The organism is Yoonia sp. SS1-5 (assembly GCF_038443705.2).
Lineage (GTDB): Bacteria > Pseudomonadota > Alphaproteobacteria > Rhodobacterales > Rhodobacteraceae > Yoonia > Yoonia rhodophyticola.
This window is the reverse complement of record NZ_CP151767.2, coordinates 296498-321734: the sequence shown is the minus strand read 5'-3', so window position 1 is coordinate 321734 and position 25237 is coordinate 296498. Positions and strand designations below refer to the sequence as shown.

The following is a 25237-nucleotide window of genomic DNA, read 5'->3' as shown; positions in this document are numbered from 1 at the left end:
AGGCACCCCATGACAGATTTTCGCGTCTATGACGTTTTCACCGACAGGGCATTTGGCGGCAACCAGCTCGCCGTGATCACCGATGCCGCCGGCCTGCCCGAACAGGACCTGCAAAGGATTGCGCGGGAGTTCAACTTTTCGGAAACGACCTTTGTCTATCCGCCCGGTAACGCGGCCTATACAGCGAAAGTGCGGATCTTTACGCCAACCATGGAAATCCCGTTTGCCGGGCATCCGACCATTGGCACCGCCATCGCCCTGCGCGATCTGGGGGCGGAACCTGAGATGACATTGGAGCTTGGGGTGGGGCCGATCCCCTGTCACGCCGATGCAGGCGCGGCCCGCTTTACGACGACTGCGGCATTGGAGCGGCTGGCCACACCTGATCCCGCGCTGGTGGCCGCCGCCCTTGGCCTGCCCCAAAACGCGATTTCCACCGCGACGCATGCGCCCGTGCAGGCCAGCCTTGGACTGCCCTTTGTTCTGGTGGAACTGTCGGCGCAACACTGGCTGGACCAATGCATGCCGGTGACAGATCAGATCAGGCTTGGCGCGCAAACGCATCCGGCGGGGTTGGATTTTGCCCTGTTTCCTTATGTCGCCAATGGCGATGTCATCCATGCGCGCATGTTTGCGCCGCTCGACAATATCCCCGAAGATCCGGCAACAGGCAGTGCGGCGGCAACGCTGGCCGCCCTGCTGACCGAGGCCCGGGGGGCCGATCAGGACCTCACCATTCATCAAGGGGTGCAAATGGGGCGGCCGTCGGTCATTCGGGCCAGCACCCAGCATGGGGATACCGCGGCGATCACCATCAGCGGGCGGGCTATCCTGACCATGAAAGGCACGCTCGAATATTGACGCATCGCTCTGGAAACCATCCGCGCTGACGGATATGAGGGGGCCAATCCAAAGACAGAGGGGCGCATGACCTCGACCATTCTTTCCCGCTGCGAGGCCAACGGCCTGCGCATGACCGAACAACGGCGCACCATCGCGACGGTGCTGGAAGCCGCCGATGATCATCCCGATGTCGAAGAGCTCTACAATCGCGCGGCGGCGGCTGACCCGCGTATTTCGCTGGCCACGGTCTACCGGACCGTCAAGCTGTTTGAAGAGGCGGGGATCCTGGACAAACATGAATTCCGTGACGGGCGGGCGCGTTACGAATCTGCGGACCGGGATCATCATGACCACCTGATTGATATGCATTCCGGCGCTGTGATCGAGTTTGTTGATCAGGAAATCGAGGCCTTGCAGGAACGGATCGCGGCCAAGCTTGGCTATCGGTTGATGGGCCACCGGCTGGAACTTTACGGCGTACCGCTGAAATCGGATAGCGACACATAATGGAAAACATCCGCGGTGCTGCGCTGATGGTTCTGGCGATGGCTTGTTTTGCCATCGAGGATGCGCTGATCAAGTCGCTGACGTCGACCATTCCCATCGGTCAGATCCTCGCAGCCGTCTGCGCAGGCGGCTTGCTGATCTTTGTCAGCTGGTTTCTGATCAAAGGCATTCCGCTGTGGCAACCTGAATATCTTGACCGCAAGGTCATGTTGCGCAGCGCGTTTGATGTGGCCGGATCGGTCATGTTTGTGACAGCCCTGTCGCGCATCCCGCTGACCACCGCATCCGCCGTCATACAGGCAACGCCCCTTGTTGTGGCCATGGGGGCCGCAGTTTTCCTTGGGCAACAGGTTGGCTGGCGGCGCTGGATTGCGATCATCATCGGTTTTCTGGGCGTGTTGATCATCATACGGCCCGGGATGGCGGGCTTTAACAGTGCCACGCTGCTGGCCGTGGGTGGCATGCTGGGGCTGGCGGCGCGCGATTTGCTGACGCGGGCGCTGCGCGTCTCGCTCAGCGGGCCACAATTGGCCACACATACCTTTGCGCTGATCGTGCCGGCAGGTGTGTTGCTCAGCCTGACGCAGGGAAACAGCTGGGTCGTCCCCGATATGCGCCAAAGTCTGATCCTTGTCGGTTGCGTCGTCATCGGGGTCGCCGCCTATCTGGCCATCGTCGCCGCGACGCGTCATGGCAATGCCGGGGTCATCTCATCCTTCCGGTATTCGCGGATGATCTTCGCCCTGATCCTTGGGGTCATGTTCTTTGACGAAATACCCGATGCCGCCACACTCATTGGGGCAAGCATCGTCATTGGATCGGGCCTTTTCACCTTGATGCGCGAGGCACGTCTGCGGCGTGCTTCACTTAGCGCACATCCCGCGTTATAGAACCGCCGATACCGCTAACACCCTCTCGAAGGACATATTATGAGCACCATTATAGATATCCACGCGCGTGAAATTCTTGACAGCCGGGGCAATCCGACGGTCGAGGTTGATGTGATCCTTGATGATGGCAGCATGGGGCGGGCGGCGGTGCCATCCGGTGCCTCAACCGGCGCGCATGAAGCGGTCGAGCGGCGCGATGGTGACAAATCCCGCTATATGGGCAAAGGCGTGCTCGAGGCCGTGGCTGCCGTGAACGGCGAGATCGCCGAAGCAATTGTGGGCTTTGATGCGACAGAACAGGTCGGCATTGATATGGCGATGATCGAACTGGATGGCACACCAAACAAGGGGCGTTTGGGCGCCAACGCAATCCTTGGTGTGTCGATGGCGGTCGCCAAGGCGGCCGCGGATTTCACCGCACAGCCGCTGTTTCGCTATATCGGCGGCACCTCCGCCCGCACCCTGCCCGTGCCGATGATGAACATCATCAATGGCGGCGAACATGCTGATAATCCTATTGATATTCAGGAATTCATGATCATGCCGGTGGCCGCGACCAATATTCGCGAGGCCGTGCGCATGGGCTCGGAAGTGTTTCACACGCTGAAGAAGGAACTGTCCGCTGCAGGCCACAATACCGGCATCGGGGATGAGGGCGGCTTTGCCCCCAACCTTGAAAGCACCCGTGCGGCCCTTGATTTCATCATGACCTCAATCGAAAAGGCCGGCTACAAACCGGGTCAGGATATCTACCTCGCGCTTGATTGTGCGGCGACCGAATATTACAAGGACGGCAAATACGAGATGGCGGGCGAAGGGATTTCCCTGACATCGGCCGAAAATGCCGACTATCTGGCGCAACTGGCCAGCGACTATCCGATTATCAGCATCGAAGACGGCATGTCCGAGGATGACTGGGATGGCTGGAAAATGCTGACCGACAAGATCGGCGACAAGGTGCAGCTGGTTGGTGACGATCTGTTTGTGACCAACCCCGCCCGCTTGTCTGATGGCATTGCCAAAGGGTCGGCCAATTCCATGCTGGTCAAGGTCAACCAGATCGGAACGCTTACCGAAACCCTGCAGGCCGTCGATATGGCGCATCGGGCGCGGTTTACCAACGTGATGTCGCACCGGTCCGGCGAAACCGAAGATGCGACTATTGCCGATCTGGCTGTTGCCACCAATTGCGGGCAGATCAAGACCGGTTCGCTGTCTCGGTCTGACCGTCTGGCGAAATATAACCAGTTGATCCGGATCGAGGAATTGCTGGGCGAAACCGCGACATATGCGGGTCGCTCCATTCTGAAATGACGGGCAAGTCGTTCAAGACGGCGGCCATAAAGGCCGCCATCATTCTTGTCCCATGCTGGACGACAGCATGGCTGACCGACAAGATGGTGTACGTCGTGCCGATGCTTGCAGCCTCGGCCATCTTTGCGGCCACATTCGACAAGTCCGACGTCAACCGCCTTGTCGATGAAGAGGCCGAAGACGAAATCGACATTCCGGATGCGGGTTGATCGCTGGATAAGCCCGCACCGGCCTATGGATCAGGCGTCGGACGTCTTTGCAGCAATCAAACGGACAGAACATGACTGCGGATGACATCATCGCCCAGCTTGATTTGAAACCCCATCCAGAGGGCGGTTTCTATCGGCAGACCTGGGTCGCCGAAAACGCGGGCCGCCCGACCGGAACATGTATCTATTTTTTGTTGAAAGCCGGGCAATCAAGCCATTGGCACAAGGTCGATGCGGTCGAAATCTGGCACTATTACGCAGGCGCGCCGATCATTCTGTCCATGGCGGCGGACGCCGCAGGACCCGCAACACTGCATCGTCTGGGTCCTGATCTGGCTGCGGGCGACAAGCCACAATTGATCGTCCCGAAAGATCACTGGCAGGCCGCACGCAGTACGGGCGACTGGACGCTGGTGGGCTGTACCGTCTCGCCCGGTTTCGACTTTGCCGGGTTCACGCTTGCGCCGCCTGAATTGGATATCGGATCCTGACCCTAGCGGTCACCAAACATATCGCCCAATCCGCCCAGCACGGACCCTTCGCCCTTGCTGCCGCCGGGGCCAGCGGCCCGCAGGACACGGTCGGCCAGACGTGAGAATGGCAGGCTTTGCAAATACACCGTTCCGGGGCCGTGCAATGTTGCCAGAAACAAGCCCTCGCCGCCAAACACCATGGATTTCAACCCGCCTGCCCGTTCGATATTGTAATCCACGTCTTTCGTGAACGCCGCGATGCAGCCGGTATCAACCCGCAATGTCTCGCCCGGTTGCAACTGGCGCTTGATGACGGTGCCGCCCATATGGACAAAGGCCATGCCGTCGCCGCGCAGGCGCTGCAGGATAAAACCTTCGCCCCCAAAGAACCCCGCACCCAGACGACGCTGAAAGGCGATATCGGTGGATGTGCCAAAGGCCGCGCAGAGAAACGCATCTTTCTGGCACAACAATTCCTCGCCCATCTCGGCCATATTGATCGGGACAATCTTGCCAGGGTATGGGGCGGCAAAAGCCACACGTTTCTTGCCCTGCCCGTTATTGCTGAAATGGGTCATGAAAATGCTCTCGCCCGTCAGCACGCGCTTGCCCACATTCAAAAGCGAGTTCATCACGCCACCCGATGGGGACGATCCATCGCCCATCTTGGTCTCGAACCCGATCCCGTCTTCCATGTAATTCATCGCGCCAGCCTCGGCGATCACGGTCTCTTGCGGGTCAAGCTCGACCTCGACGATCTGCATATCATCGCCGAAAATCTCATAATCCACTTCATGGCAACGCATTGGTCAGCCTCCCTTTTTTGTCGGTTCCGACGATAGAAACGCAGCGCCGGCAGGGCAACGTCCGGTATACCTTACCCCTTGGCGGGGTCGGCTATCGGTGCGCTATCCAGAATGTCCATCATTTCCTTGTGCAGGGCCGCCTCGCGGGGGCCGATAATCTCGCGGACCCGGGCCACATAGGCCGCATTCTCCATCACGGGGATGGCCGGATCATAGGCATCCGCCAGTTCAATCATCGAGGCACGGTCGGCGGCATTAAACGCCTGCACCATCTGATCGGCCGCATGGGCGGCAATGCCCATCGCCTCTAACGCAGATCGGCCGATCCGAAGAGAGCTGTCATAGGTATCGCGGATGATATCGCGACACCCGGCGGCCCATAGCGCATAGACATGATGGCGGTTGATGGCGCGGGCGATGACATGCACGTCGGGATAGTTCTGGCGGACATAATGGACCAGACCGGTGATCTTATCCTCATCGTCAATGGCAATCACCAGAATCCTGGCGTCATGCAGACCCGCGGCATGTAAAAGATCGGGCCGGGTGGCATCGCCATAATAAACCCGCGCCCCGAATTGACGCATATTTTCCAGATGCTTGGCGTTGTAGTCGACGACCGTCAGCTTGTAGCCCGCAGCGCTCAGGATACGGCGGACGATACCGCCTACCCGTCCGGCGCCTGCGATGATCACTTGGCCCTGCTCCTCGATCTCATCGGCTGCACCTTGCGCATCTTCCAATGCGCGCGGGGCGATGACCCGATCATAGAAAATGAACAAGGCCGGGGTCAGCAGCATCGACAGGGCGACAACCAGTAGCAACTGATCGGCAAGGGCTGGCGGAATGACTGCATTGGCCACCGTGAACGACAAGAGCACAAAGCCGAATTCCCCCGCCTGCGCCAGCCCAAGCGCCATCAACCACCGATCCGTCCCCCGGACACCAAACACAAAGCCAAGGATCAAAAGCACCGCCGCCTTGATCGCGATCAACCCAAGCGTCAGGCCAAGGATCAGCAACAGGTTCTCGCCCAGCAGACCAAAGTTGATCCCTGCCCCCACGGTCATGAAAAACAGTCCCAACAACAGCCCCTTGAACGGGTCGATATCGGATTCCAGCTCGTGTCGGTATTCGCTGTTGGCCAGCACAACACCTGCAAGGAATGTGCCAAGGGCCGGGGACAGCCCCACCAATGACATCAGCAGCGCGATGCCGACCACCATCATCAGGGCCGTTGCCGTAAAAAGCTCGCGCAGATTGGCACTTGCGATAAAGCGAAAGATCGGCCGTGTCAGAAAACTGCCGATCCCGATCACCGCCGCAATGGCCGCCAGATTGACAAGCGCCGTCTGCCAGCCGTTCAGCCCCGCAACAAGGCTCATCGCCTCGCCATGATCATCATGGCCGTCACCATGCGCGGCGTCCGTGCCATGTGCGGCGTCGGCGCCATGGGCCGCGACATCGGCCAGTTCGGGCAGCGCCAGCAAGGGGACCAGCGCCAGCATCGGAATCACCGCAATGTCCTGAAACAGCAGAACCGAAAAGCTGGATTGCCCGCCATCACTTTTCATCAGGCCTTTTTCATTCAGCGTTTGCAGCACGATAGCCGTCGAACTTAACGCCAAAACAAGACCAACGGCCAGCGCCACGCTCCATTGCAGGCCAAACAGCATTGCAATCCCCATGACCGCCAATGTCGTCAGCCCCACCTGCCCGCCGCCCAGGCCCAGCAGACGGGCGCGCATCGACCATAACAGCTTTGGTTCCAGTTCCAGCCCGACAAGGAACAGCATCATCACCACACCAAATTCGGCGAAATGCTGGATCGAGATCACATCAACATTGAAAACTGCCAGGATCGGGCTGATCAGGATACCGGCGATCAGGTAGCCCAGAACCGACCCCAGCCCAAAGCGCGTCGCGATTGGCACAGAGATCACGCCCGCGATCAAAAACACAAAAGCCAGCAGCAGAAAGTCGGTCATCATTTGTCCCCCGGTGGTTCAGAGGAATGTTGCCCGACAGACGGCGAAATGCCCAGCGTGTTTCGAAACAACGACAGCGTTTGACGAAATACCTCAGACATCGCGCATCACGTAACGCGTTGAAATCTATGATTTCAGGCAGCGTTAGGTGATACAGGTTTTTCGCATAACGCTTTAGTCGAGCCGTCCATAGAATGTCATGCGCGCGCTTTCCGACAATGACACGTCCGGTTCTGCGTTATAGGCCAGAACCGCCAGCATGCGGGTGATGTCGCTTTCGTTGGGCGACACCCGGTGGATGGAATTGCGCCCACGAAACAGCACGAGCGTTCCGGGGTCCATCGCCAACACATCCGGTTGGGTCGCGCCATCAAGCAATGCCGCCACACCGGTGTAATTCAGATCCCCCGCATCCGCATCGCGCAAATCCTTGATATATTCAAACCGACTGCCCGCTGCAGGCTTTTGGATCAAAAGCGTGATGGCGAATGACGAATTATCAAAATGCCAGCCCAATTCCTGCCCGCGCTTGGCATAGTGGATATTGATCGAGGACAGATTGTCGGCATAGGGGTAAAGCCCCGCCTGCCCGGTCGTGCGCGCCACAAAGCGCCGAAATGCCACATCATCATAAAGCGCCCGCAAGGGCGAGTTGCCCGCGATCACATCATCGCAAATGCACCCTTTGGATGACGTCACCTTGCGATTGGCCGGGTGATCCGCGCCAAAAGCCGGATTGTCCGGGGTCAGGTACACCGAATGATCCTGCGCACAAAAATAGGCCTGATCCTGTTTCGCGACGGCTTCGGCCTGAATATCCGCGAGCGCCTTGGCCTGGATGAAATCCGGCAAGACAAGAACACCGTCCGCGTCGAGCTTTGTGTTGCAGGTTGCCGCAAAGCCCGCGTCAGCAATGGGATAGGTCGCCATATCAACGATGTCTTCGATCTGCATCAGATGCCCCTGCGCCACATTCAGTCTGGCGACAACTATCACCGATTGATCGGCGGCTTGAAAGCCGCGCGAGACAAAAAAGGGTCCCCGCAGGGACCCTATAGTTTCGTTGATCAGGCTCACTCTTTAAATACCGCTCGGTTTGTTGCCTGCGGCCTGATCGACGCCGGGGGCGAGCGCACCCGCCCCGGAGCCCTGTAAAGCGCCTTTGGCGCCTCGCCGGGGGGGACAGTGCGGATTTCGCAGAAACCTGCGGCGTCCGACCTGCCCCCCCTATTCCTTAGCTACAACCCGACGTTCCACCGCAGGTGTTGCATTTCATGCAGGTTCCGTTCCGCACCAACGTGTAGTTGCCGCATTCGCCGCATGGGTCACCCTCGTAGCCTTGCATCTTGGCCTTGTCGCGGGCTGACAGGCTTGCGGTGCCAGTGGCAACGGTTGCGGTCTCTGCCTGCGGCACCAGTGTTTGCAGGGCTGCGGATGGGTCTGTGCCTGTGGCGAGGGCAGTAGCGCCCATCCCACCTTGCAGCACCACCAGATCCTGCGGCATCCGCTTGCGCAGATAGCCTGTCGAGGAGATTTGCTTGAGTACTTCAAGCGACCGGCTGGCGGCATTCTCGGTTGGGGCCTGAATATTGGACACCCCTTCCTGTTCGCCCCGGCCGATATCGTCAAATGTCGCGCCTTCGGGTTTCACATGTGCCAGATCGGTGCGATCCAGATAGGACACGGCCAGCTCGCGGAAGATATAGTCAAGGATCGAGGTCGCATTCTTGATGCTGTCATTGCCCTGAACCATGCCGGCCGGCTCGAATTTGGTGAAGGTGAAGGCATCGACGAATTCTTCGAGCGGCACACCATATTGCAGACCAACAGACACCGCGATGGCGAAGTTGTTCATCATCGCCCGGAAGCCCGCACCTTCCTTGTGCATGTCGATGAAAATCTCACCCAGAGAGCCATCTTCATATTCGCCTGTCCGCAGATACACTTTGTGCCCACCAACGATGGCCTTTTGGGTATAGCCCTTGCGGCGCTGCGGCATCTTTTCGCGCTCGCGGTTGCGGACCTCTTGCACGATGATCTTTTCAACGATCTTTTCGGCCAGCACGGCGGCCTTTTCGTTGGTTGATCCGCTTTCGAGTGTCTCGAGCGCCTCGTCGTCATCCTCGACCAGGGCGGCAGCAAGTGGCTGGGACAGTTTCGATCCATCGCGGTAGAGCGCATTGGCTTTCACACCCAGCGACCAGGACAATTCATAGGCCTTCTGGCAATCCTCGATGGTTGCGTCATTCGGCATATTGATCGTCTTGGAGATCGCACCCGAGATAAAGGACTGGGCCGCGGCCATCATGTAGATATGACTGTCAACGCTCAGATAACGCTTGCCTTTCTTGCCGCAGGGGTTGGCGCAGTCGAAGACATTGTAATGCTCTTCCTTCAGATAGGGCGCGCCTTCCAGCGTCATCGTTCCGCAGACATGGTCATTGGCCGCGTCGATATCCTGTTTGGAATAGCCTAGGTGGCGCAGCAGATCAAAGGTCGGATCGTTCAGCTTTTCAGCGGGAATGCCCAGCGTCTTGGTGCAGAATTCCTCGCCCAGCGTCCACTGGTTGAACACGAACCGGATGTCGAATGCAGAGGCAAGCGCCCCCTCGACCTTGTCCAGTTCGGCCTGCCCGAACCCGTGCCCAATCAGGGATGTGTGGTTGATCGCAGGTGCCTGACCGATGGACCCGTGGCCCACGGCATAGGCGATGATCTCTTCGATCTGCGCCGATCCATAGCCCAGCTTTTCCAGCGCGGCTGGCACGGATTGGTTGATGATCTTGAAGTAGCCACCCCCGGCGAGTTTCTTGAATTTCACCAATGCGAAATCCGGCTCGATCCCGGTTGTATCACAATCCATGACCAGACCGATTGTACCGGTGGGCGCAATCACGGACACCTGCGCATTGCGGTAGCCATGTTTCTTGCCCAGTGTCAGCGCCTCGTCCCATGCCCCGACGGCCAGTTCGACCAGCCGCTGATCCGGGCAGTTTGCGTGGTCCAGCGGGACGGGCTTTACATCCAGCTTGTCGTAGCCGGTTGTCTTGCCCAACGCCGCCTGCCGGTGGTTCTTGATCACCCGCAACATATGCTTGCTGTTTTTCTTGTAGCCGGGGAATGGCCCAAGCTCGCCCGCCATTTCGGCAGACGTCGCATAGGACACACCGGACATAATCGCCGTCAGGGCGGCGCCCATGGCCCGGCCTTCGTCGCTGTCATAGCCCAGCCCCATATTCATCAGCAGACCGCCGATATTGGCATAGCCCAGACCCAAGGTGCGGAAGTCATAGGACCGCTGCGCGATTTCCTTGGATGGGAACTGCGCCATCATCACGCTGATTTCCAGCGTCACCGTCCAAAGACGTGTGGCGTGCATGTAGTCTTCGACCTGGAACTGCCCGTCCTTATAGAAGGTCAGGAGGTTCATCGAGGCAAGGTTACACGCTGTATCATCAAGGAACATGTATTCAGAACAAGGGTTTGAGCCGCGGATCGCCCCATCTTCGGGGCATGTGTGCCAGGCGTTGACCGTGTCGTGGTACTGGATGCCGGGATCGGCACAGGCCCAGGCCGCGTGGCCAACCTGTTCCCACAGATCGCGGGCCTTGATGATCTTGGCACATTCGCCGTTCTTGCGGTTGATCAGTTTCCAGTCCGCATCGTCTTCGACGGCTTTCAGGAAAGCGTCGGTCACGCGAATGGAGTTGTTGGAGTTCTGGCCAGAGACGGATGAATAAGCCTCGCTATCCCAATCCGTGTCGTAGGTCGGGAATTCAATGCTGTCATAGCCCTGCTTGGCATAATCCAGAACGCGCTTGATATAGGTCTCGGGGATCGCGGATTTCTTGGCGTCCTTGACGGCTGCAGCAAGCGTTTCGTTGCTCTTGGGGTCGTAGGCTGCGACCTCTTCCCCATCCCATGTCTTGATCGCGGCAAAGATCGCGTTCAGATACCGCTCGTGCATTTTCGAACCGGCAACGATAGAGGCAACCTTTTGTTCTTCAATGACTTTCCAGTTGATGAATTCCTCGATATCGGGGTGATCGGCATCCACGATCACCATCTTGGCCGCCCGGCGGGTTGTACCGCCTGACTTGATAGCACCCGCCGCGCGGTCGCCGATTTTCAAAAAACCCATCAGGCCCGAAGACTTGCCGCCACCTGACAATGGTTCGCCCTCGCCGCGCAAACTGGAAAAGTTCGTGCCGGTACCAGAGCCATATTTGAACAGCCGGGCCTCGCGCACCCACAGATCCATGATGCCACCATCATTGACCAGATCATCGTCGACGGACTGGATAAAGCAGGCATGCGGCTGCGGATGCTCGTAAGACGAGGTTGATTTGGTCAGTTCGCCGGTTTGGTAGTCGACGTAGTGGTGCCCCTGTGCGGGACCATCAATGCCGTAGGCCCAATGCAAGCCGGTGTTGAACCATTGCGGGCTGTTCGGGGCAGCGCGCTGGGTGGCCAGCATGTAGCGCATCTCATCGAAATAGGCGCGTGCGTCTTCTTCGCTGGTAAAGTAGCCGCCTTTCCAGCCCCAGTAGGTCCACGCACCGGCAAGGCGATCAAAAACCTGCTTGGCGGATGTCTCGCCGCCGAATGTGGCACCCTTGGCCGGAACGGATTTCCACAGGAACGCGGGAACGCCCTTTTCCTTAACCTTTTTCAGTGCCGATGGCACGCCGGCTTTGCGGAAATACTTTTGCGCGATCACGTCAGAGGCGACCTGGCTCCACCCGCCCGGAATTTCACAATCATCCAGTTTGAAAACAATCGTCCCGTCCGGGTTTCTGATCTCGGACGTCGTTGTTTTGAACGCCAGCTCTGCATAGGCGTCCTGTCCGGTCTTTGTGAAATTGCGTTCGATTTTCATCGCGTCTGCCCCTTGTCGCAAGGCCGTCGTTGCGGCCAAAAAAATACCTGTCACACATGCCCATTTGACGGCATGCCGTTATCGTCGTTGAATGCTTCTGACAGACAGATATCGGGCCCGGCCAATGGCCTGGCGGTGTCCGAGATGTGCTGAAGGCGGTGACGCCTACCTGTTGAAACTTTCCCCGTACCGATACCACATCTTGTGTCCTGGCTGTCGGTTTGCACAACCTGACGCATCTAGGGCTGGTGGGTCAACGGAATTTTAACACTAAATGTCGATTAAATTCCTTGACGTCAAAGCGGCGAAATGCGCCCGACCCCGGCACCCGATTCATGCACCGCTTTGTCCACAGGATGGCGTCGATCACGAAAATGAGAAACCTGTTATTTGTGGCCCACTTAGATCGGAACGCTCAATCATTACCTGAGGTCCGGTTGTCAAACCAAGTGTGGCCTTTACGAAGTTTAACAAAGGATTAACCCCATCAATCCGAGAATGGGACGCCGCAGATCCAGATGCCGAAAAGTTGATTCGCAAACCGAATCAATCCGGTTTTGACGCTAGATATGGCGCCGGCCTGACGCTGAAAACTATATCTAGGGGGTGACGAACTGGTATGTCGTCAGCTCTTCGGGAAGCAGTACGTAGATTTCGTCGGGCGGTGTCACCAGCGCGTGCTGCATCACCAGTGGGTCAACCCCCATCGCATCCAGATAGGTCATCACCCGGCCCTGTCCGCGCTGGATATCCTCGACAGCCAGAAAGGCGGGCAAGGCGGTGTTGGCCCCAAAATAGTGCTGATGCACACCAACCTGCCCGTCCACATGCACACTGCGCGACACACCCCCGGCCAGAATATAAGGACAGGCCGACAAACAGATATCGGCCGCCCCCAACACCGTGTCGTAGTCTGCATCGCGAATGTGCTGCCCGATGATCAAGGCATCCTCGACAGAGCCGCCGGGCGAATTAAGCCGCACACGCGTGATGCCCGCCGCAGAACCGTTCATGAAATCCGTGAATCGCTGCGCATCACCCGGCGCGATCTGTCCGGTGATCGTCAGCGCGTCAGCCTCTGCAACAAAGGCAAGGCGGCTGGGCATATCGCCGGTTGATTGAAACGGACGGTCCGGATTGCCATCCAGCGGAATATCCGATGGGGCATAACGGCGCGTCTGGTCCCCCGGTGAGACCGGCATGTCAAAGCGCGGCTGCGATGACGGCCAGGCCAGTTGCGGCAAGACGCGCACCAGATCGCCACCCATCAGGAAGAGGGCGATGGCCAGTTGCACAAACAGCACCCATTTGATGGCCGTTTTCGCACTGAACCCGCGCGCTGCTGGCGGATCGGTCTGCGCGCTCATGCATCCGTGCCGGATTTGGCATCCGAGGCGATCGGGTGAATATCCGCGCGTCCGTCTGATCTGAGGGGCGGCTCTGCCCGGGCGAGCGACTGTTCCACATCGCGCACCGCATGCAGGGCGGCCCGCAATTCAGCAAGGGTCAGCGTGTCTTCGACGCTACTGCGGGCCTTGCCGGATCGGATGGCGGCCTGCGTGATCGCCAGAATGAAAACCAGCACAGCAGGCAACAGATCAATAGCAATAGCCCCGGCCCAGGACGGGACAAAGTTCTCGGCATAGCGAATGACCGCATCCGCGGTGCTGATCGGCGTGTATGTTGTGTCTGTCGGCTGCTGCATCGCCATCACCCCGTCTGCGGCCAGTCGCAGGGTTTCGGCCCGTTGCCCCAGCAGTTGCAGCACCGACGAGATCGTCGATTGCTGACCGGCCCGGTTTTCGGCTGTCCGCCCATCCAGTTCGGGCAGGATCACGGATGCGCTCAAATCCTGGGCCGCCCGGCTGACCAGCGGGGCCACCGACAATTGCCGCAGCTGCGTGATCACGCCCGCCAGGCGCACGGCCTCTTCGGAGAACAGAACCGAACGCGCCTCGATCGGGCCGGGTTCCACGGTCAATGACCGCATCCGGCTGAGAATGGCGTTGCCTTCTGCAAAGGCTGCGTTGACCAGCGGTTGTTGCGATGCGATCTGCGCCTCGAGCCCGGCAAGCTCGTCCGATTTCTGCCGTAGCACCCGAAACACAGCCCCCCGGCCCGCAAGCCCGGACAGATCGCCGGTCGCCTCCTGCTCGGACAGGTCCTCGAATGATTGCCGCACACGGGCGACATCACGCCCCAGCCCTTGGGCCGAAACCGCAATTTCATGCGAGCGTTCCAGCGCTGATTGGTAATCCTGCACGGTGCGGGCCAAATGCTGCTCGACCGCCGCGGCACCCGCCAATGCAGCTGCGTTCAACCACGACGACATCGCGATGATCGCGGCCGACCCAAGCAGCATCGCCACAAACAGGCCCATGCGCGCGCCCAATGTGCGCACCGCCGGCAGCAGCCGGATCAGATAGGACCAAAACACAAAGATGCCGACGGATACCGCGATGGAATAGCTGATCGCCGCAAAAAAGCTGAGCGCGCCATTGTCATCCAACAGCGATGATACCCCCAGATAGGTATAGATGCCCGATGCCACGGCCAGCACGCCCAATGCGGCGGCGGTAAAGCTGTCCAGCCAATTGACATGGCCCTCCAGCTCTTTGGCATAGCGCAATCCCTGCACCTCTGTCCGGGATAGTTCGTTATCGTCCATGTTGGGTCCCCCAGTGCTGGAACAAGGGTATGCTGCGCCCGGGGCAATTGTCCAATAACAAGCCCGGGCGTGGGGCCGGTGGCCTTAACGGCCAAAAAGTACTGATGGTGGTGATGTGGTCGGGGCGGAGAGATTCGAACTCCCGACCCTCTGTTCCCAAAACAGATGCGCTACCAGGCTGCGCTACGCCCCGGACCGAGGCTGTCTTTAGACCCCTCCGGCTGATTTGAAAACCCAAAAACGCGCCGCTTGGGCGCTATTTTCCGATTTTGTGCAATTGCGCAGCCAAGGATGGCTCTAGCTGTCTGCCGGTACATCACAAGGCAGGATCGCATCAGCCCCGAAACTGGGGTGTTGCATCGTATCGCCGGGTGCGATGCCAAGACGCTTGGCCAACCCACCATTGATTTCCAGCACCATCTGCACACCGTCGCCGCCGGGGATCGGGGTCAGATCGCCGGGGATCGCATTGGGATGCACATGCAGGATCTCCCCATCCGGCGCTGCAAAAAGCATATCAAGCGGGATCAGGGTATTCTTCATCCAAAAGCTGACGCTTTGGGGGCGTTCATAGATAAATAGCATCCCCGACAGGGTTGGCATCTGTTCGACAAACATCAGACCGCGCGCCCGTTCCTGCGGGTCATCTGCAACATCAATGCTGAATGTCGCCTGCCCCCATGCGCCTACGACGGTCAGTTTGTCATCTGCGCAAAGTGCAAGGGCCGATTGCGTCCCGGCCAACCAGATCGTCAGGGCAGTAAGCGCCGCCTTCACTTGGCTGCGGCCTCCCAGCCGACGACTTCGATGGCCATGCGGCCCCGTTCCCCGTCAACCAGTCGCAGGCCAACGGCCTCACCTGATTGCAGGTCGGACAAACCGGACCGGCGCAAGACTTCGACATGGATAAAGACATCATCATTGTTGCCAAAGACATTGGCGAAACCAAATCCCTTGGCCTTGTCGAACCATTTGACCCGTGCGGGCTCTATCGGGCGTTCGGCGATATCAGCGGCGCTGTAATCCATCATATCGCGCAGCGGGACCGACGCATCACTTTCTGGCGGGGTAATCGACAGGACTTGGGTTGCCTGCAGACCGCGTTGGGTATCCTGCACAAGAATCTCAATGGCAGAGCCGTCCACGACAGACCCCTGCCCAAAATTACGCAGCACATTGGCATGGAGAAGAATATCCGGGCCACCTTTATCGGCCACCACGAATCCAAACCCCTTGGAGGGGTCAAACCACTTTACCTGGCCGTTCACCTGCCTTTGTTCGCCGGTGTCCTGCGTATTCATCGTCTCTTCCCCTACTTCAAGCGAACCAGCATTCGCCTGAGCATGTTACAGCTCGTTTCTCGATCACGACCAGAAAATCACACAACAATCAAGGCCTTACATTTCACGAAGCGTGAAATTCAAGGGTTCAATCGTGTAATGTCCCATTTCTGCCCGTGAGTGTTGCGCGACCAGCGGAACCGGTCATGCAATCTAAACGGGCCATCTGCCCAAAATTCAATCTCCAACGGAATGATCCGGAAGCCTCCCCAGAATGGCGGGCGTTTCGGATCAGACCCATGTTGCAATGTGACCTTTGCAACCTTTGCCATCAAGGCGGTGCGCGATTCAAGTGGGCGCGACTGTTCCGATGCCCAGGCACCCAGCCGGCTTTTCAGCGACCGCGATGCATAATAGGCGTCTGCAACTGGCCCATCTTCCTTTTCCACCACCCCGCGCACCCGGATCTGCCGCGCCAGCGACTTCCAGTGTAGCACAAATGCGGCCTTTCCCGATTGCGTCATCTCGACCGCCTTGCGGCTTTCGTAATTGGTGTAAAAGACAAAGGCTTCGGCCTCGATCTCTTTGAGCAGCACCATACGCGCATTCGGCATGCCATCCGCGTCAACCGTGGACAGGGCTATCGCATTGGGATCGTTGACTTCCGTCTTCGTGGCTTCGGCCAACCATGCGCGCGCAATGACAAACGGGTTTTCACCCGCAAAAATGCCGTCTCGATCAGACATTGCCGATCCCCAATTACGCCCCCGCATCAGGCTTAAGTTTATTCCAAAGCAGTGGCAAGCGCCCAACCGGTCCCGCAGGCGCTTGCTGTGGGGTTTGCAATGGCCTAAACGCATAGGATCACAACGAACCGGGACGAAGGACACGATCGATGGGCACGAATTTGATGCAAGGCAAACGTGGTCTGATCATGGGATTGGCAAATGATAAATCCATCGCATGGGGAATTGCCAAGGCCTGTGCGGATGCCGGTGCCGAGCTTGCATTTTCCTTTCAGGGCGAGGCGCTGAAAAAACGGGTCGAGCCGCTCGCCCAATCTGTCGGATCAGATATCGTGTTGCCCTGTGACGTGGGTGACGAAGCCTCGATTGACAGTCTTTTTGCGGCGCTCGAAGAACGCTGGGGCAAGTTGGACTTCATCGTGCATGCCATTGGTTTTTCTGACAAAAGTGAGCTTCGCGGTCGCTATGTTGACACCAGCCGCAACAACTTTCTGATGTCGATGGACATCTCTGTCTACTCCTTCACGGCGGTCGTTCAGCGCGCCGAAAAGATGATGACCGAGGGCGGCTCTTGCCTGACGTTGACCTATTATGGCGCCGAAAAAGTCATGCCGCATTACAACGTCATGGGCGTTGCAAAGGCCGCGTTGGAGGCTTCTGTGCGCTATCTTGCCGAGGACCTTGGCAAGGACAATATCCGCGTCAATGCGATCAGCGCCGGCACGATCAAAACACTCGCCGCATCCGGCATCGGCGATTTTCGGCTCATTATGAAATGGAACGAATATAACTCGCCCCTGCGGCGCACCGTGACCCAGGAAGAGGTCGGCAAATCGGCCCTGTACCTGTTGTCCGACCTTGGCAGCGCTGTCACGGGCGAGGTGCTGCATGTTGACGCCGGATATCATGTTGTCGGCATGAAGGCCGTGGACGCGCCCGACATCACAAAGGAATAAACAAGGGTGAGCTGGGTCATCTTCCTGTCGATTGTGGGCATCCATCTTGTGGCCGCGATGAGCCCGGGGCCCTCTTTTGTGATGAGCGTCCGGACAGCCGCATCAGACGGGTTTGGCGTTGCGACGGCCCTTGCACTGGGCTTTGGACTGGGGGCGACGATCTGGGCCATTGCGGCGATGGCCGGGCTTGCCTTTTTGTTTGAACTGGTCCCTGCCCTGTTCACCACATTGAAAATCGCCGGCGGTGCGTTCCTGCTGTTCATTGCGGCCAAGATGTGGCGTCACGCTGATGCCCCGTTGGCCGCACCGGCAGATGGCGCAACGCCCCGCAGCGCCGGGTCCGCCATACGGCTGGGCCTGATCACCTTTGCGGCCAACCCCAAAACAGCGGTATTTTTTGCGGCTGTTTTTGTTGGCCTCCTGCCCCCTGACATCCCGCTGGTCTGGCGCATTGCCATCATCGGCGCGGTGTTTGCCAATGAAACGCTGTGGTATATCGCGGTGGCCCGGCTGTTCTCGCTGCCGCGTCCGCGCGCGGCCTATACCCGCTTCAAATCCATGATCGACCGTCTTTTCGGTGGTCTGATCGGCCTCTTTGGCGTCAAGATCGCGCTGACATAAGGACCTATTGCATGACTGACACCCGCCTGCCGCACGAAAAGGGATTTCACATCAGCTGGGATCAGATCCATCGCGACAGCCGTGCGCTGGCCTGGCGTCTTGACGGCCAGGGCCCTGATGATGGGGCCTGGCGGGCGGTTGTGGCCATCACCCGCGGCGGCATGGCCCCTGCCATGATTGCCGCCCGCGAGCTGGATATCCGCACCGTTGATACGATCAGCGTCAAAAGCTATGACCATCAGGATCAGGCTGATGCCATGGTCCTCAAGGCCCCGGATGCGGAATTGATGGGCGACGGGACAGGCATCCTCGTGATTGACGATCTGGTGGATAGCGGCAAAACGCTGGAACTTGTCCGCGCACGTTATCCCAACGCCCATTTTGCGACGGTCTATGCCAAGCCCAAGGGCCGTCCGCAGGTGGACACCTTCATCACCGAGGTCAGCCAGGACACCTGGATTTTCTTTCCATGGGACATGGCCTTGCAATATGTCGAACCCTACCGGGGCAAAGACTAGATGCCCGCCGGAAATCAAAACATGCCCGTCAGCCGGACCGCCAGCACATTCGCCCCACCTGTGATGGAGGCCCGTCGCTGGCTGGATGGGGTGACGCATCCTGATCACAGGCCGCTGCTGAACGTCTCGCAGGCCGCACCGGTTGATCCGCCGCCTGCGCCCATGCGCGAAGCAATGGCCGCAATGGTGTTACAGGACCCCGAGACGCATCTTTATGGCCCCGTTCTCGGCCTGCCCGCCTTGCGCAGCGAAGTCGCCCGGCAATGGTCTGCCAGCTATGGCGGCACGGTCAGCGCCAGCCAGGTGGCAATCACCTCGGGCTGCAATCAGGCCTTTGCCGCCGCCATCGCCACGCTTTGCACCGAAGGGGACGAGGTCATCATCCCGATCCCCTATTACTTCAACCACCGCATGTGGCTGGACATGTCGGGTGTGAAAACGGTGCCTTTGGCTGTTGGCGACCGGATGATCCCCGATGCGGCCGCAGCCGCCGCATTGATCACCCCCAAGACCCGCGCCATTGCGCTGGTCAGCCCGAATAACCCGTGCGGGGTCGAATATCCCGCCGAAACGCTGGCAGGGTTCCGCGATCTGGCGCGCGCCAAAGGTATCGCCCTGATCGTTGACGAAACCTATCGGGACTTCGACAGCCGCAGTGGTGCGGCGCATGATCTGTTTGCAGACCCCGATTGGGATGACACGCTGATCCAGCTTTATTCCTTTTCCAAAGCCTACCGGCTGACGGGCCACCGGGTCGGCGCGGTGGTCGCCAGTGAAAGCAGGCTGGCAGAGATCGAAAAATTCCTCGACACGGTTACGATTTGCCCAAATCAGTTGGGGCAGCGGGCCGCACTTTGGGGCATGAAAAACCTCGGGACCTGGCTGGCAGGCGAACGCCGCGAAATCCTCGACCGGCGCGCCGCCATCGAAGAGGGCTTTGGCATGCTGGCAGATCAGGGGTGGACGCTGTTGGGCTGTGGTGCATATTTCGCGTATATGGAACATCCCTTTGCGGCCAGTTCGGCAGATCTGGCACCCAAACTGGTGCGTGATGCGGGTGTGTTGTTGCTGCCCGGCACGATGTTCATGCCCACCGATATCACCCAAGGTGCGCGGCAATTCCGGGTCGCATTTGCCAATATCGACCGCAACGGCATCGGCACCCTGTTCAATCGCCTGTCACAGACCGTCTACTGACCCTTGCACCCACCCGGACGGCCCCTTATTCATGCGGCCAGTCCACAGGGACGCCGCATAGCGAACAGGGTTGCACAAACATGGCTGAGAAGAAAAACACCCGGTACGGGGTCTGGTTTATCGTGATCCTGCTTTTGGTTGGGTTGGCCGGTTTCGGCACCGGCGGATTGACCAGCAATATCCGGACACTTGGCACGGTCGGCGACAAGGAAATCAGCCTGAACGACTATCAGCGCACGCTGAATGATCAGATCAGGGCCCTGTCGGCCCAGTTCGGGACGCAGGTGACCTTTCAGCAGGCGCGCGCATTCGGGCTGGATCAGGCTGCGCTGAACCAGATTATCCTCAGCCGCACCCTGGATAACGAGGCAGCACAGCTGGGCATTTCAGCCGGTGACGGGAATGTCCGCGACCGGTTGTTGTCCATTCCGCAATTCAGCGGCGCAGGCGGCAGTTTCAACCGCGAAAGCTATCGCTATGCCTTGCAGCAATCGGGCCAGTCCGAGGCCCAGTTCGAGGACGGGCTGCGCGAAGAGATGTCGCGCACCCTTTTGCAAGGGGCCGTTGTCAGCGGGATCCCAACGCCGGACAGCTATACCGATGCCCTGGTGCAATATATCGCCGAGACGCGCAGCGTCACCTGGGCGTCCGTGGGCGCCGACATCCTGACCGCCCCTGTTCCGGGCGCGACAGACACTGATATACAGGCCTATTACGACGCCAACCCCGAGGAATTCACCCTGCCCGAGACCCGCCAGATCACCTACGCGTGGCTGACACCTTCAATGCTGCAGGATCAGATGACGGTGACCGATGACGCGATTGCCGCGCTTTATAACGAGCGGATCAACGAATATGTGCAGCCCGAACGCCGGCTGGTCGAGCGTCTGATTTTCCTGAATGCCGAACAGGCCGCTGCCGCCAAGACCCGGTTGGACAATGGCGAAGCGACGTTCGAGGACCTTGTTGCCGAACGCGGGCTGCGTCTGACGGATATTGATCTGGGCGATATGTCCAAGGCTGATCTGGGCGTTGCGGGCGACCCGGTTTTCGCAGCCGCGGCGGGCGATGTTGTGGGACCGATTGACGCCTCGATGGGTCCTGCCCTGTTTCGGATGAACGCGATTTTGGCCGCGCAGGAAACGCCGCTGGATGAGGCCGCACCCGCCTTGCGGGACGAACTTGCCGCCACGGCCGCGCGCGACGTGATCAATGATGGGGCCGACCAGATGATCGACCTGATCGCAGGCGGTGCGACATTGGAAGACCTCGCCGACCGGACGGAAATGCGCCTGGGCACGATTTCCTGGACCGATCAGGTCACTGACGGCATTGCCGCCTATGATGCGTTCCGGCGCGCGGCTGCGACCGTACAGGAAGGTGATTTTGCGGAACTTGTCGATCTGGCCGATGGCGGTCTCTTTACGCTGCGCCTGGACGAGATCACGCCCCCCACCGTGCAACCGCTTGACGAAGTTCGGGACGCTGTCATGACCGCATGGCAGGCACAGGCCCGTCAGGATGCAATCGTGCAAAAAGCGACCGAGATCGCAGCCGACATCCAGCCACTGACCGGTTTCGACACGCTGTCGCTATCCCCCACCGTCGACGAGGACCTGACCCGCCGCAGCTTTATCGAAGGCACCCCGGCTGATTTCCTCGATACGATCTTCACGATGGAGATCGGCAGCGTCGAGGTTCTGCAATCCGAAGGCGGGGCCGTGATCGTGCGTCTCGATGATATTGCGCCACCTGATATGACAGCCGAAGGCACCACCGCACAACGCGAGCAGGTCGGCGCCAGCGCGGCGGCAGGGATCGCACAGGATATCTTTGATGCCTATGCAACCCGCCTGCAGGAGCAGACCGAGGTCAATATCGACCAAACCGCACTTAACGCGATCAACGCTCAGTTCCAGTAGGTCCACCATGGCACTTTTGCCCGCATATGATGACTTCGCCGCGGGCTATGCGGCGGGGAAAAGCCAGATCGTCTACACCCGGATTGCTGCGGATCTGGACACGCCTGTATCGCTGATGCTGAAGCTGTCCGGCGCGGGCAGGAATGCGTTCATGCTGGAAAGCGTGACGGGCGGCGAGGTGCGCGGGCGCTATTCGATCATCGGGATGAACCCCGACCTGATCTGGGAATGCCGGGGGACCACATCGCGGGTCAACCGCAATGCCCGCTTTGATGACGATCACTGGACTGATCTGGGTGAGAACCCGCTGCAGGCCCTGCGTGACCTGCTGGCGGAATCGCGCATCGACCTGCCCGCTGACTTGCCTGCGGCCTCTGCCGGGCTGTTCGGATATCTGGGATATGACATGATCCGGCTTGTCGAACGGCTGCCCGATATCAACCCCGATCCGCTGGGTCTGCCCGATGCGGTGATGATGCGCCCCTCTGTTGTGGCCGTGCTTGATGGGGTCAAGGGTGACGTGATCCTGGTGGCCCCCGCCTATGTCAGCGATGGGTTGTCCGCCCGCGCCGCCTATGCCCAGGCGGCCGAACGGGTCATGGATGCGCAGCGGGCGTTGGAACGCCCGACCCCCGATAACAGCCGGGCCCTGGCGGACCCTGCACCTGTTGCACCGCCGGTGTCGAACTTTAGCCATGCGGGCTATCTGCAAGCCGTTGAGAAGGCAAAGGACTATATTCGCGCGGGCGACATTTTTCAGGTGGTCCCATCCCAGCGCTGGACACAGGAGTTTCGCGACCCGCCATTTGCACTGTACCGGTCACTGCGGCGCACCAACCCGTCACCCTTCATGTTCTTTTTCAATTTCGGTGGCTTTCAGGTGATCGGCGCCAGCCCCGAAATCCTGGTACGCGTGTTTGGATCAGAGGTCACGATCAGACCAATTGCCGGCACCCGTCCGCGTGGCGCGACCCCCGCCGAAGACAAGGCCAACGAGGCTGATCTGATGGCGGATGAAAAGGAATTGGCCGAACATCTGATGCTGCTGGATCTGGGCCGCAACGACACGGCCAAGGTCAGCAAAATCGGTACCGTCCGCCCGACCGAGCAATTCATCGTCGAACGCTACAGCCATGTCATGCACATCGTGTCCAATGTCGTGGGTGAGTTGGCCGATGATCAGGACGCGCTGAGCGCGTTTTTTGCGGGCATGCCCGCCGGCACCGTCTCAGGCGCGCCCAAGGTTCGCGCGATGGAGATCATCGACGAGCTGGAGCCGGAAAAGCGTGGCGTTTACGGCGGTGGTTGCGGCTATTTCAGCGCCAATGGTGACATGGATATGTGCATCGCGCTGCGCACGGCCGTGTTGCAGGACGAAAAGCTTTATATTCAGGCTGGTGGCGGCGTTGTCTATGACAGCGACCCCGAGGCCGAATACCAAGAGACGGTGCATAAATCGAACGCGATCCGCAAGGCCGCCGCAGATGCCACCATGTTCAAGCCCGGCGGCAACTGATCCTATTCGGTATTGGTGACGGTGGGTGCAATGATCGCCGTCACTGGCGCGACCAGAAATTGACCTTCATCAACACCGGCCTGCCATCCTGACAGGGCGGTCAACACGGTCTCTGTCGCATCTGACAGCAGCACGGAATCGCCGGTTTGCCGCGCCCGGAACGCCGCCTGATCCAACGCGCGGGTCAATGCGCCGACATCCGCCCCCTCGCGGCCCAATTCACGTGACACGGCTGTTGCAGGCACCTCGGCCTGTGCAGCGGCGCGCAGCGCATTGCCAAGCCCCTGCTGGACCATCACCAGTCCCCGGCCATTCGCCGAAAGGTATTCCATCACTTGCGCGGTTACCGCACGGTCCGACTGGATCCCATCCGACCCGTCAGAAAACAGCGCCACTGCCTCGGGAACCGCCGCAAAGGCCGCTTCCATCGCGATTTCCACATCGCTGGGTGTCGCACCCGCCGGCAACGACGCCTGAATGGCCACCTCTACCCCGCGCGCGCGGTAGGCCTGCATCCGCGCAGTTGCATCGCTGGCTGTCGGGTCAATCACGATGGTGACCGGCAAGGTCAGCGCACTGACCTGATCCATCAGATCAGCGGTGCCTGCCCCATCGCGCAGCACCAGCGAGACCAGCGGCAAGGCAGCCGGGTTCTCGAACGGGGTCGCAAAGCGCACAATCGCGGGCGCGTCATCGGGAATGGTGGCCTCATCTGGTGTTTCGGCAACGACATCTTCAGCCTCAGCGGGATCTTCGGCACCGGGTCGGTTCACCCGGACGGTGTTACCACCCAGTTGGCGGGTATCATCCGCGGTGACATCAAGCACTGTTGGTGCGGCGGGTTCAGCGTCAGCAATCGCGATGTCAGATGGGGCGGGATCAACATCGGCAATTTCGGTTTCCGGCGCTGGCAGCACAGCAATTGGTTCATCCACAATCACCGGTGCGGGCGGCTCTTCAACGGCTGCGACCGCTGGTGCGGGTTCAACGGCTTCGGGGGCGGCAGGTGCCACCGCAATGGGCGCCTCGGTCACAACCGGGGCGGCGGGTTCGGGATCAGCCGGGGTGACCGCCTCGCTTGCAACAACGGCATCCTGTTCAGGTTCCGGCAAGGCGACCGGCGCCGGTGCGGCGGCCGCTGGTGCGTCGTCCTGCGGTGCGTCAAGGGCCGCGATATCGGTGTTGGTCTGTTCAGGCAGCGCAGGTTCCGGCACGGTTGGGGGCGTGACCGCAGCGGCAGTATCCTCATCAATTGCAGCGGTATTGTCCGCAGCAACAACGGGTTGAGCGGGCGCTGCATCATCAGGTGTAACAACAGGATCATCTGCATCGGCCACAACGCCCGGCGCGGTGGTGGTATCCGGCGCCGCGGGCTCGGCATCCGTGGACGCGGTTTCAGACACGACAGGGGCCGCCGTTTCGGTTTCGACCGCAACCGGATCTGCGGCGGCGGGTTCAACCGGTTGTACCGGGTCGGGCGTTGCGAGGGCCACATCGGTATCACCGGATGCGGGCGGCGTCACTGCGGTATCACTCACCGATGGCGCATCGGCAGGTGCCGCTGCCGGGGCTGCCACAACCGCCGGGGCAGATGTGGTCTCTGCTGGTTCAACCGTCGCGGTGGCAACATCATCCGACGCTGGCGCCGTGTCAGCGGTTGCGCTTGCCGGTGCTTCAGGGGCGGCTGCCGGGGGTGTTTTTGGCGGCGCGCCGATTAACGACGCGGTGCCCAGCCCCACGGCTCCCAACACGATCGCCCAAAGGCCGCCAGATACTGTCCCGCGCATGTCGCCCCACCCTTCGTTTCCTGCCACGTATCGCCTGCTTCGGCCTTGACGCCAATACGCATCCCGGCCCATGTATGATCCGGTTATATCGTCAGCGAGAGGGCGGACGGTAGCCCC

22 protein-coding genes and 1 tRNA gene are annotated in these 25237 nt (G+C 59.7%); 12 read left to right on the top strand and 11 right to left on the bottom strand.

The features are described from left to right. Positions 1–9: 9 nt before the first annotated feature. From AABB31_RS03090 to AABB31_RS03065, 6 genes are all read left to right on the top strand, one after another. Complete coding sequence (locus tag AABB31_RS03090) at positions 10–861, top strand: PhzF family phenazine biosynthesis protein (RefSeq protein ID WP_342075892.1); 852 nt, start codon at positions 10–12, stop codon at positions 859–861. Positions 862–927: 66 nt separating this feature from the next. Next, positions 928–1350: a Fur family transcriptional regulator gene (locus AABB31_RS03085; RefSeq protein ID WP_342075893.1), complete on the top strand. Its 423-nt coding sequence runs from the start codon at positions 928–930 to the stop codon at positions 1348–1350. Continuing rightward, entirely contained in the window at positions 1350–2240 is an 891-nt protein-coding gene (locus AABB31_RS03080) for a DMT family transporter (RefSeq protein WP_373635411.1), read from the top strand. Before AABB31_RS03085 ends, AABB31_RS03080 begins: the two co-directional genes overlap by 1 nt. Before the next feature lie 39 nt (positions 2241–2279). Further along, complete coding sequence (eno, locus tag AABB31_RS03075) at positions 2280–3554, top strand: phosphopyruvate hydratase (protein WP_342075895.1); 1275 nt, start codon at positions 2280–2282, stop codon at positions 3552–3554. After that, positions 3551–3763: a hypothetical protein gene (locus tag AABB31_RS03070; protein ID WP_342075896.1), complete on the top strand. Its 213-nt coding sequence runs from the start codon at positions 3551–3553 to the stop codon at positions 3761–3763. The genes eno and AABB31_RS03070 overlap by 4 nt, the downstream gene beginning before the upstream one ends. A 71-nt stretch (positions 3764–3834) precedes the next feature. Further along, positions 3835–4254, top strand: coding sequence for a cupin domain-containing protein (locus AABB31_RS03065; RefSeq protein ID WP_342075897.1), 420 nt, complete (start codon positions 3835–3837; stop codon positions 4252–4254). 2 nt (positions 4255–4256) lie between these two features. Here AABB31_RS03065 and AABB31_RS03060 read toward each other — a convergent pair whose 3' ends face one another. The 10 genes from AABB31_RS03060 to pdxH form a co-directional block, all read right to left on the bottom strand. Beyond that, positions 4257–5042 carry a TIGR00266 family protein gene (locus tag AABB31_RS03060; protein WP_342075898.1) on the bottom strand — a complete coding sequence of 262 codons (786 nt, stop codon included), beginning with the start codon at positions 5040–5042 and terminating at the stop codon, positions 4257–4259. Between the two features lie 71 nt (positions 5043–5113). Next, positions 5114–7030 (bottom strand): cation:proton antiporter, encoded by a 1917-nt coding sequence (locus AABB31_RS03055; protein WP_342075899.1) that lies wholly within the window; start codon positions 7028–7030, stop codon positions 5114–5116. A gap of 174 nt (positions 7031–7204) precedes the next feature. After that, complete coding sequence (locus AABB31_RS03050; RefSeq protein WP_342075900.1) at positions 7205–8107, bottom strand: 2OG-Fe(II) oxygenase; 903 nt, start codon at positions 8105–8107, stop codon at positions 7205–7207. A gap of 157 nt (positions 8108–8264) precedes the next feature. Then, a complete protein-coding gene (locus tag AABB31_RS03045) occupies positions 8265–11909 on the bottom strand; it encodes a vitamin B12-dependent ribonucleotide reductase (protein ID WP_342075901.1) in 3645 nt (1214 codons plus the stop codon). Between the two features lie 599 nt (positions 11910–12508). Then, on the bottom strand, positions 12509–13276 hold the full coding sequence (locus AABB31_RS03040) for a hypothetical protein (RefSeq protein WP_342075902.1): 768 nt from the start codon (positions 13274–13276) through the stop codon (positions 12509–12511). Then, entirely contained in the window at positions 13273–14577 is a 1305-nt protein-coding gene (locus AABB31_RS03035; protein WP_373635410.1) for a hypothetical protein, read from the bottom strand. The genes AABB31_RS03040 and AABB31_RS03035 overlap by 4 nt, the downstream gene beginning before the upstream one ends. 116 nt (positions 14578–14693) lie before the next feature. Beyond that, positions 14694–14770: transfer RNA gene (locus tag AABB31_RS03030), tRNA-Pro, on the bottom strand. A 104-nt stretch (positions 14771–14874) separates the two neighbouring features. After that, the gene (locus AABB31_RS03025) at positions 14875–15354 is read right to left on the bottom strand and encodes a DUF192 domain-containing protein (RefSeq protein WP_342075903.1); all 480 of its coding nucleotides are present in this window, start codon (positions 15352–15354) and stop codon (positions 14875–14877) included. Then, positions 15351–15878 carry a cold shock domain-containing protein gene (locus AABB31_RS03020; RefSeq protein ID WP_342075904.1) on the bottom strand — a complete coding sequence of 176 codons (528 nt, stop codon included), beginning with the start codon at positions 15876–15878 and terminating at the stop codon, positions 15351–15353. The genes AABB31_RS03025 and AABB31_RS03020 overlap by 4 nt, the downstream gene beginning before the upstream one ends. Positions 15879–15997: 119 nt before the next feature. Further along, positions 15998–16603 carry a pyridoxamine 5'-phosphate oxidase gene (gene pdxH / locus AABB31_RS03015; RefSeq protein WP_342075905.1) on the bottom strand — a complete coding sequence of 202 codons (606 nt, stop codon included), beginning with the start codon at positions 16601–16603 and terminating at the stop codon, positions 15998–16000. Between the two features lie 149 nt (positions 16604–16752). On the opposite strand from pdxH, the gene fabI reads away from it, so the two are divergent. The 6 genes from fabI to trpE all read left to right on the top strand — a co-directional run bounded on the left by fabI (position 16753) and on the right by trpE (position 23333). Next, complete coding sequence (gene fabI, locus AABB31_RS03010; RefSeq protein ID WP_342075906.1) at positions 16753–17559, top strand: enoyl-ACP reductase FabI; 807 nt, start codon at positions 16753–16755, stop codon at positions 17557–17559. Positions 17560–17565: 6 nt separating this feature from the next. Continuing rightward, on the top strand, positions 17566–18180 hold the full coding sequence (locus AABB31_RS03005) for a LysE family transporter (protein WP_342075907.1): 615 nt from the start codon (positions 17566–17568) through the stop codon (positions 18178–18180). Between the two features lie 11 nt (positions 18181–18191). Continuing rightward, positions 18192–18698 carry a xanthine phosphoribosyltransferase gene (gpt, locus tag AABB31_RS03000; RefSeq protein ID WP_342075908.1) on the top strand — a complete coding sequence of 169 codons (507 nt, stop codon included), beginning with the start codon at positions 18192–18194 and terminating at the stop codon, positions 18696–18698. Positions 18699–18719: 21 nt separating this feature from the next. After that, a complete protein-coding gene (locus AABB31_RS02995; RefSeq protein WP_342078903.1) occupies positions 18720–19895 on the top strand; it encodes an aminotransferase in 1176 nt (391 codons plus the stop codon). Positions 19896–19975: 80 nt separating this feature from the next. Continuing rightward, the gene (locus AABB31_RS02990) at positions 19976–21817 is read left to right on the top strand and encodes a peptidyl-prolyl cis-trans isomerase (protein ID WP_342075909.1); all 1842 of its coding nucleotides are present in this window, start codon (positions 19976–19978) and stop codon (positions 21815–21817) included. A gap of 7 nt (positions 21818–21824) precedes the next feature. Next, a complete protein-coding gene (gene trpE, locus AABB31_RS02985; protein ID WP_373635409.1) occupies positions 21825–23333 on the top strand; it encodes an anthranilate synthase component I in 1509 nt (502 codons plus the stop codon). A 2-nt stretch (positions 23334–23335) separates the two neighbouring features. Here trpE and AABB31_RS02980 read toward each other — a convergent pair whose 3' ends face one another. Continuing rightward, positions 23336–25147: a divergent polysaccharide deacetylase family protein gene (locus AABB31_RS02980; protein WP_373635408.1), complete on the bottom strand. Its 1812-nt coding sequence runs from the start codon at positions 25145–25147 to the stop codon at positions 23336–23338. Between the last annotated feature and the right edge of the window lie 90 nt (positions 25148–25237).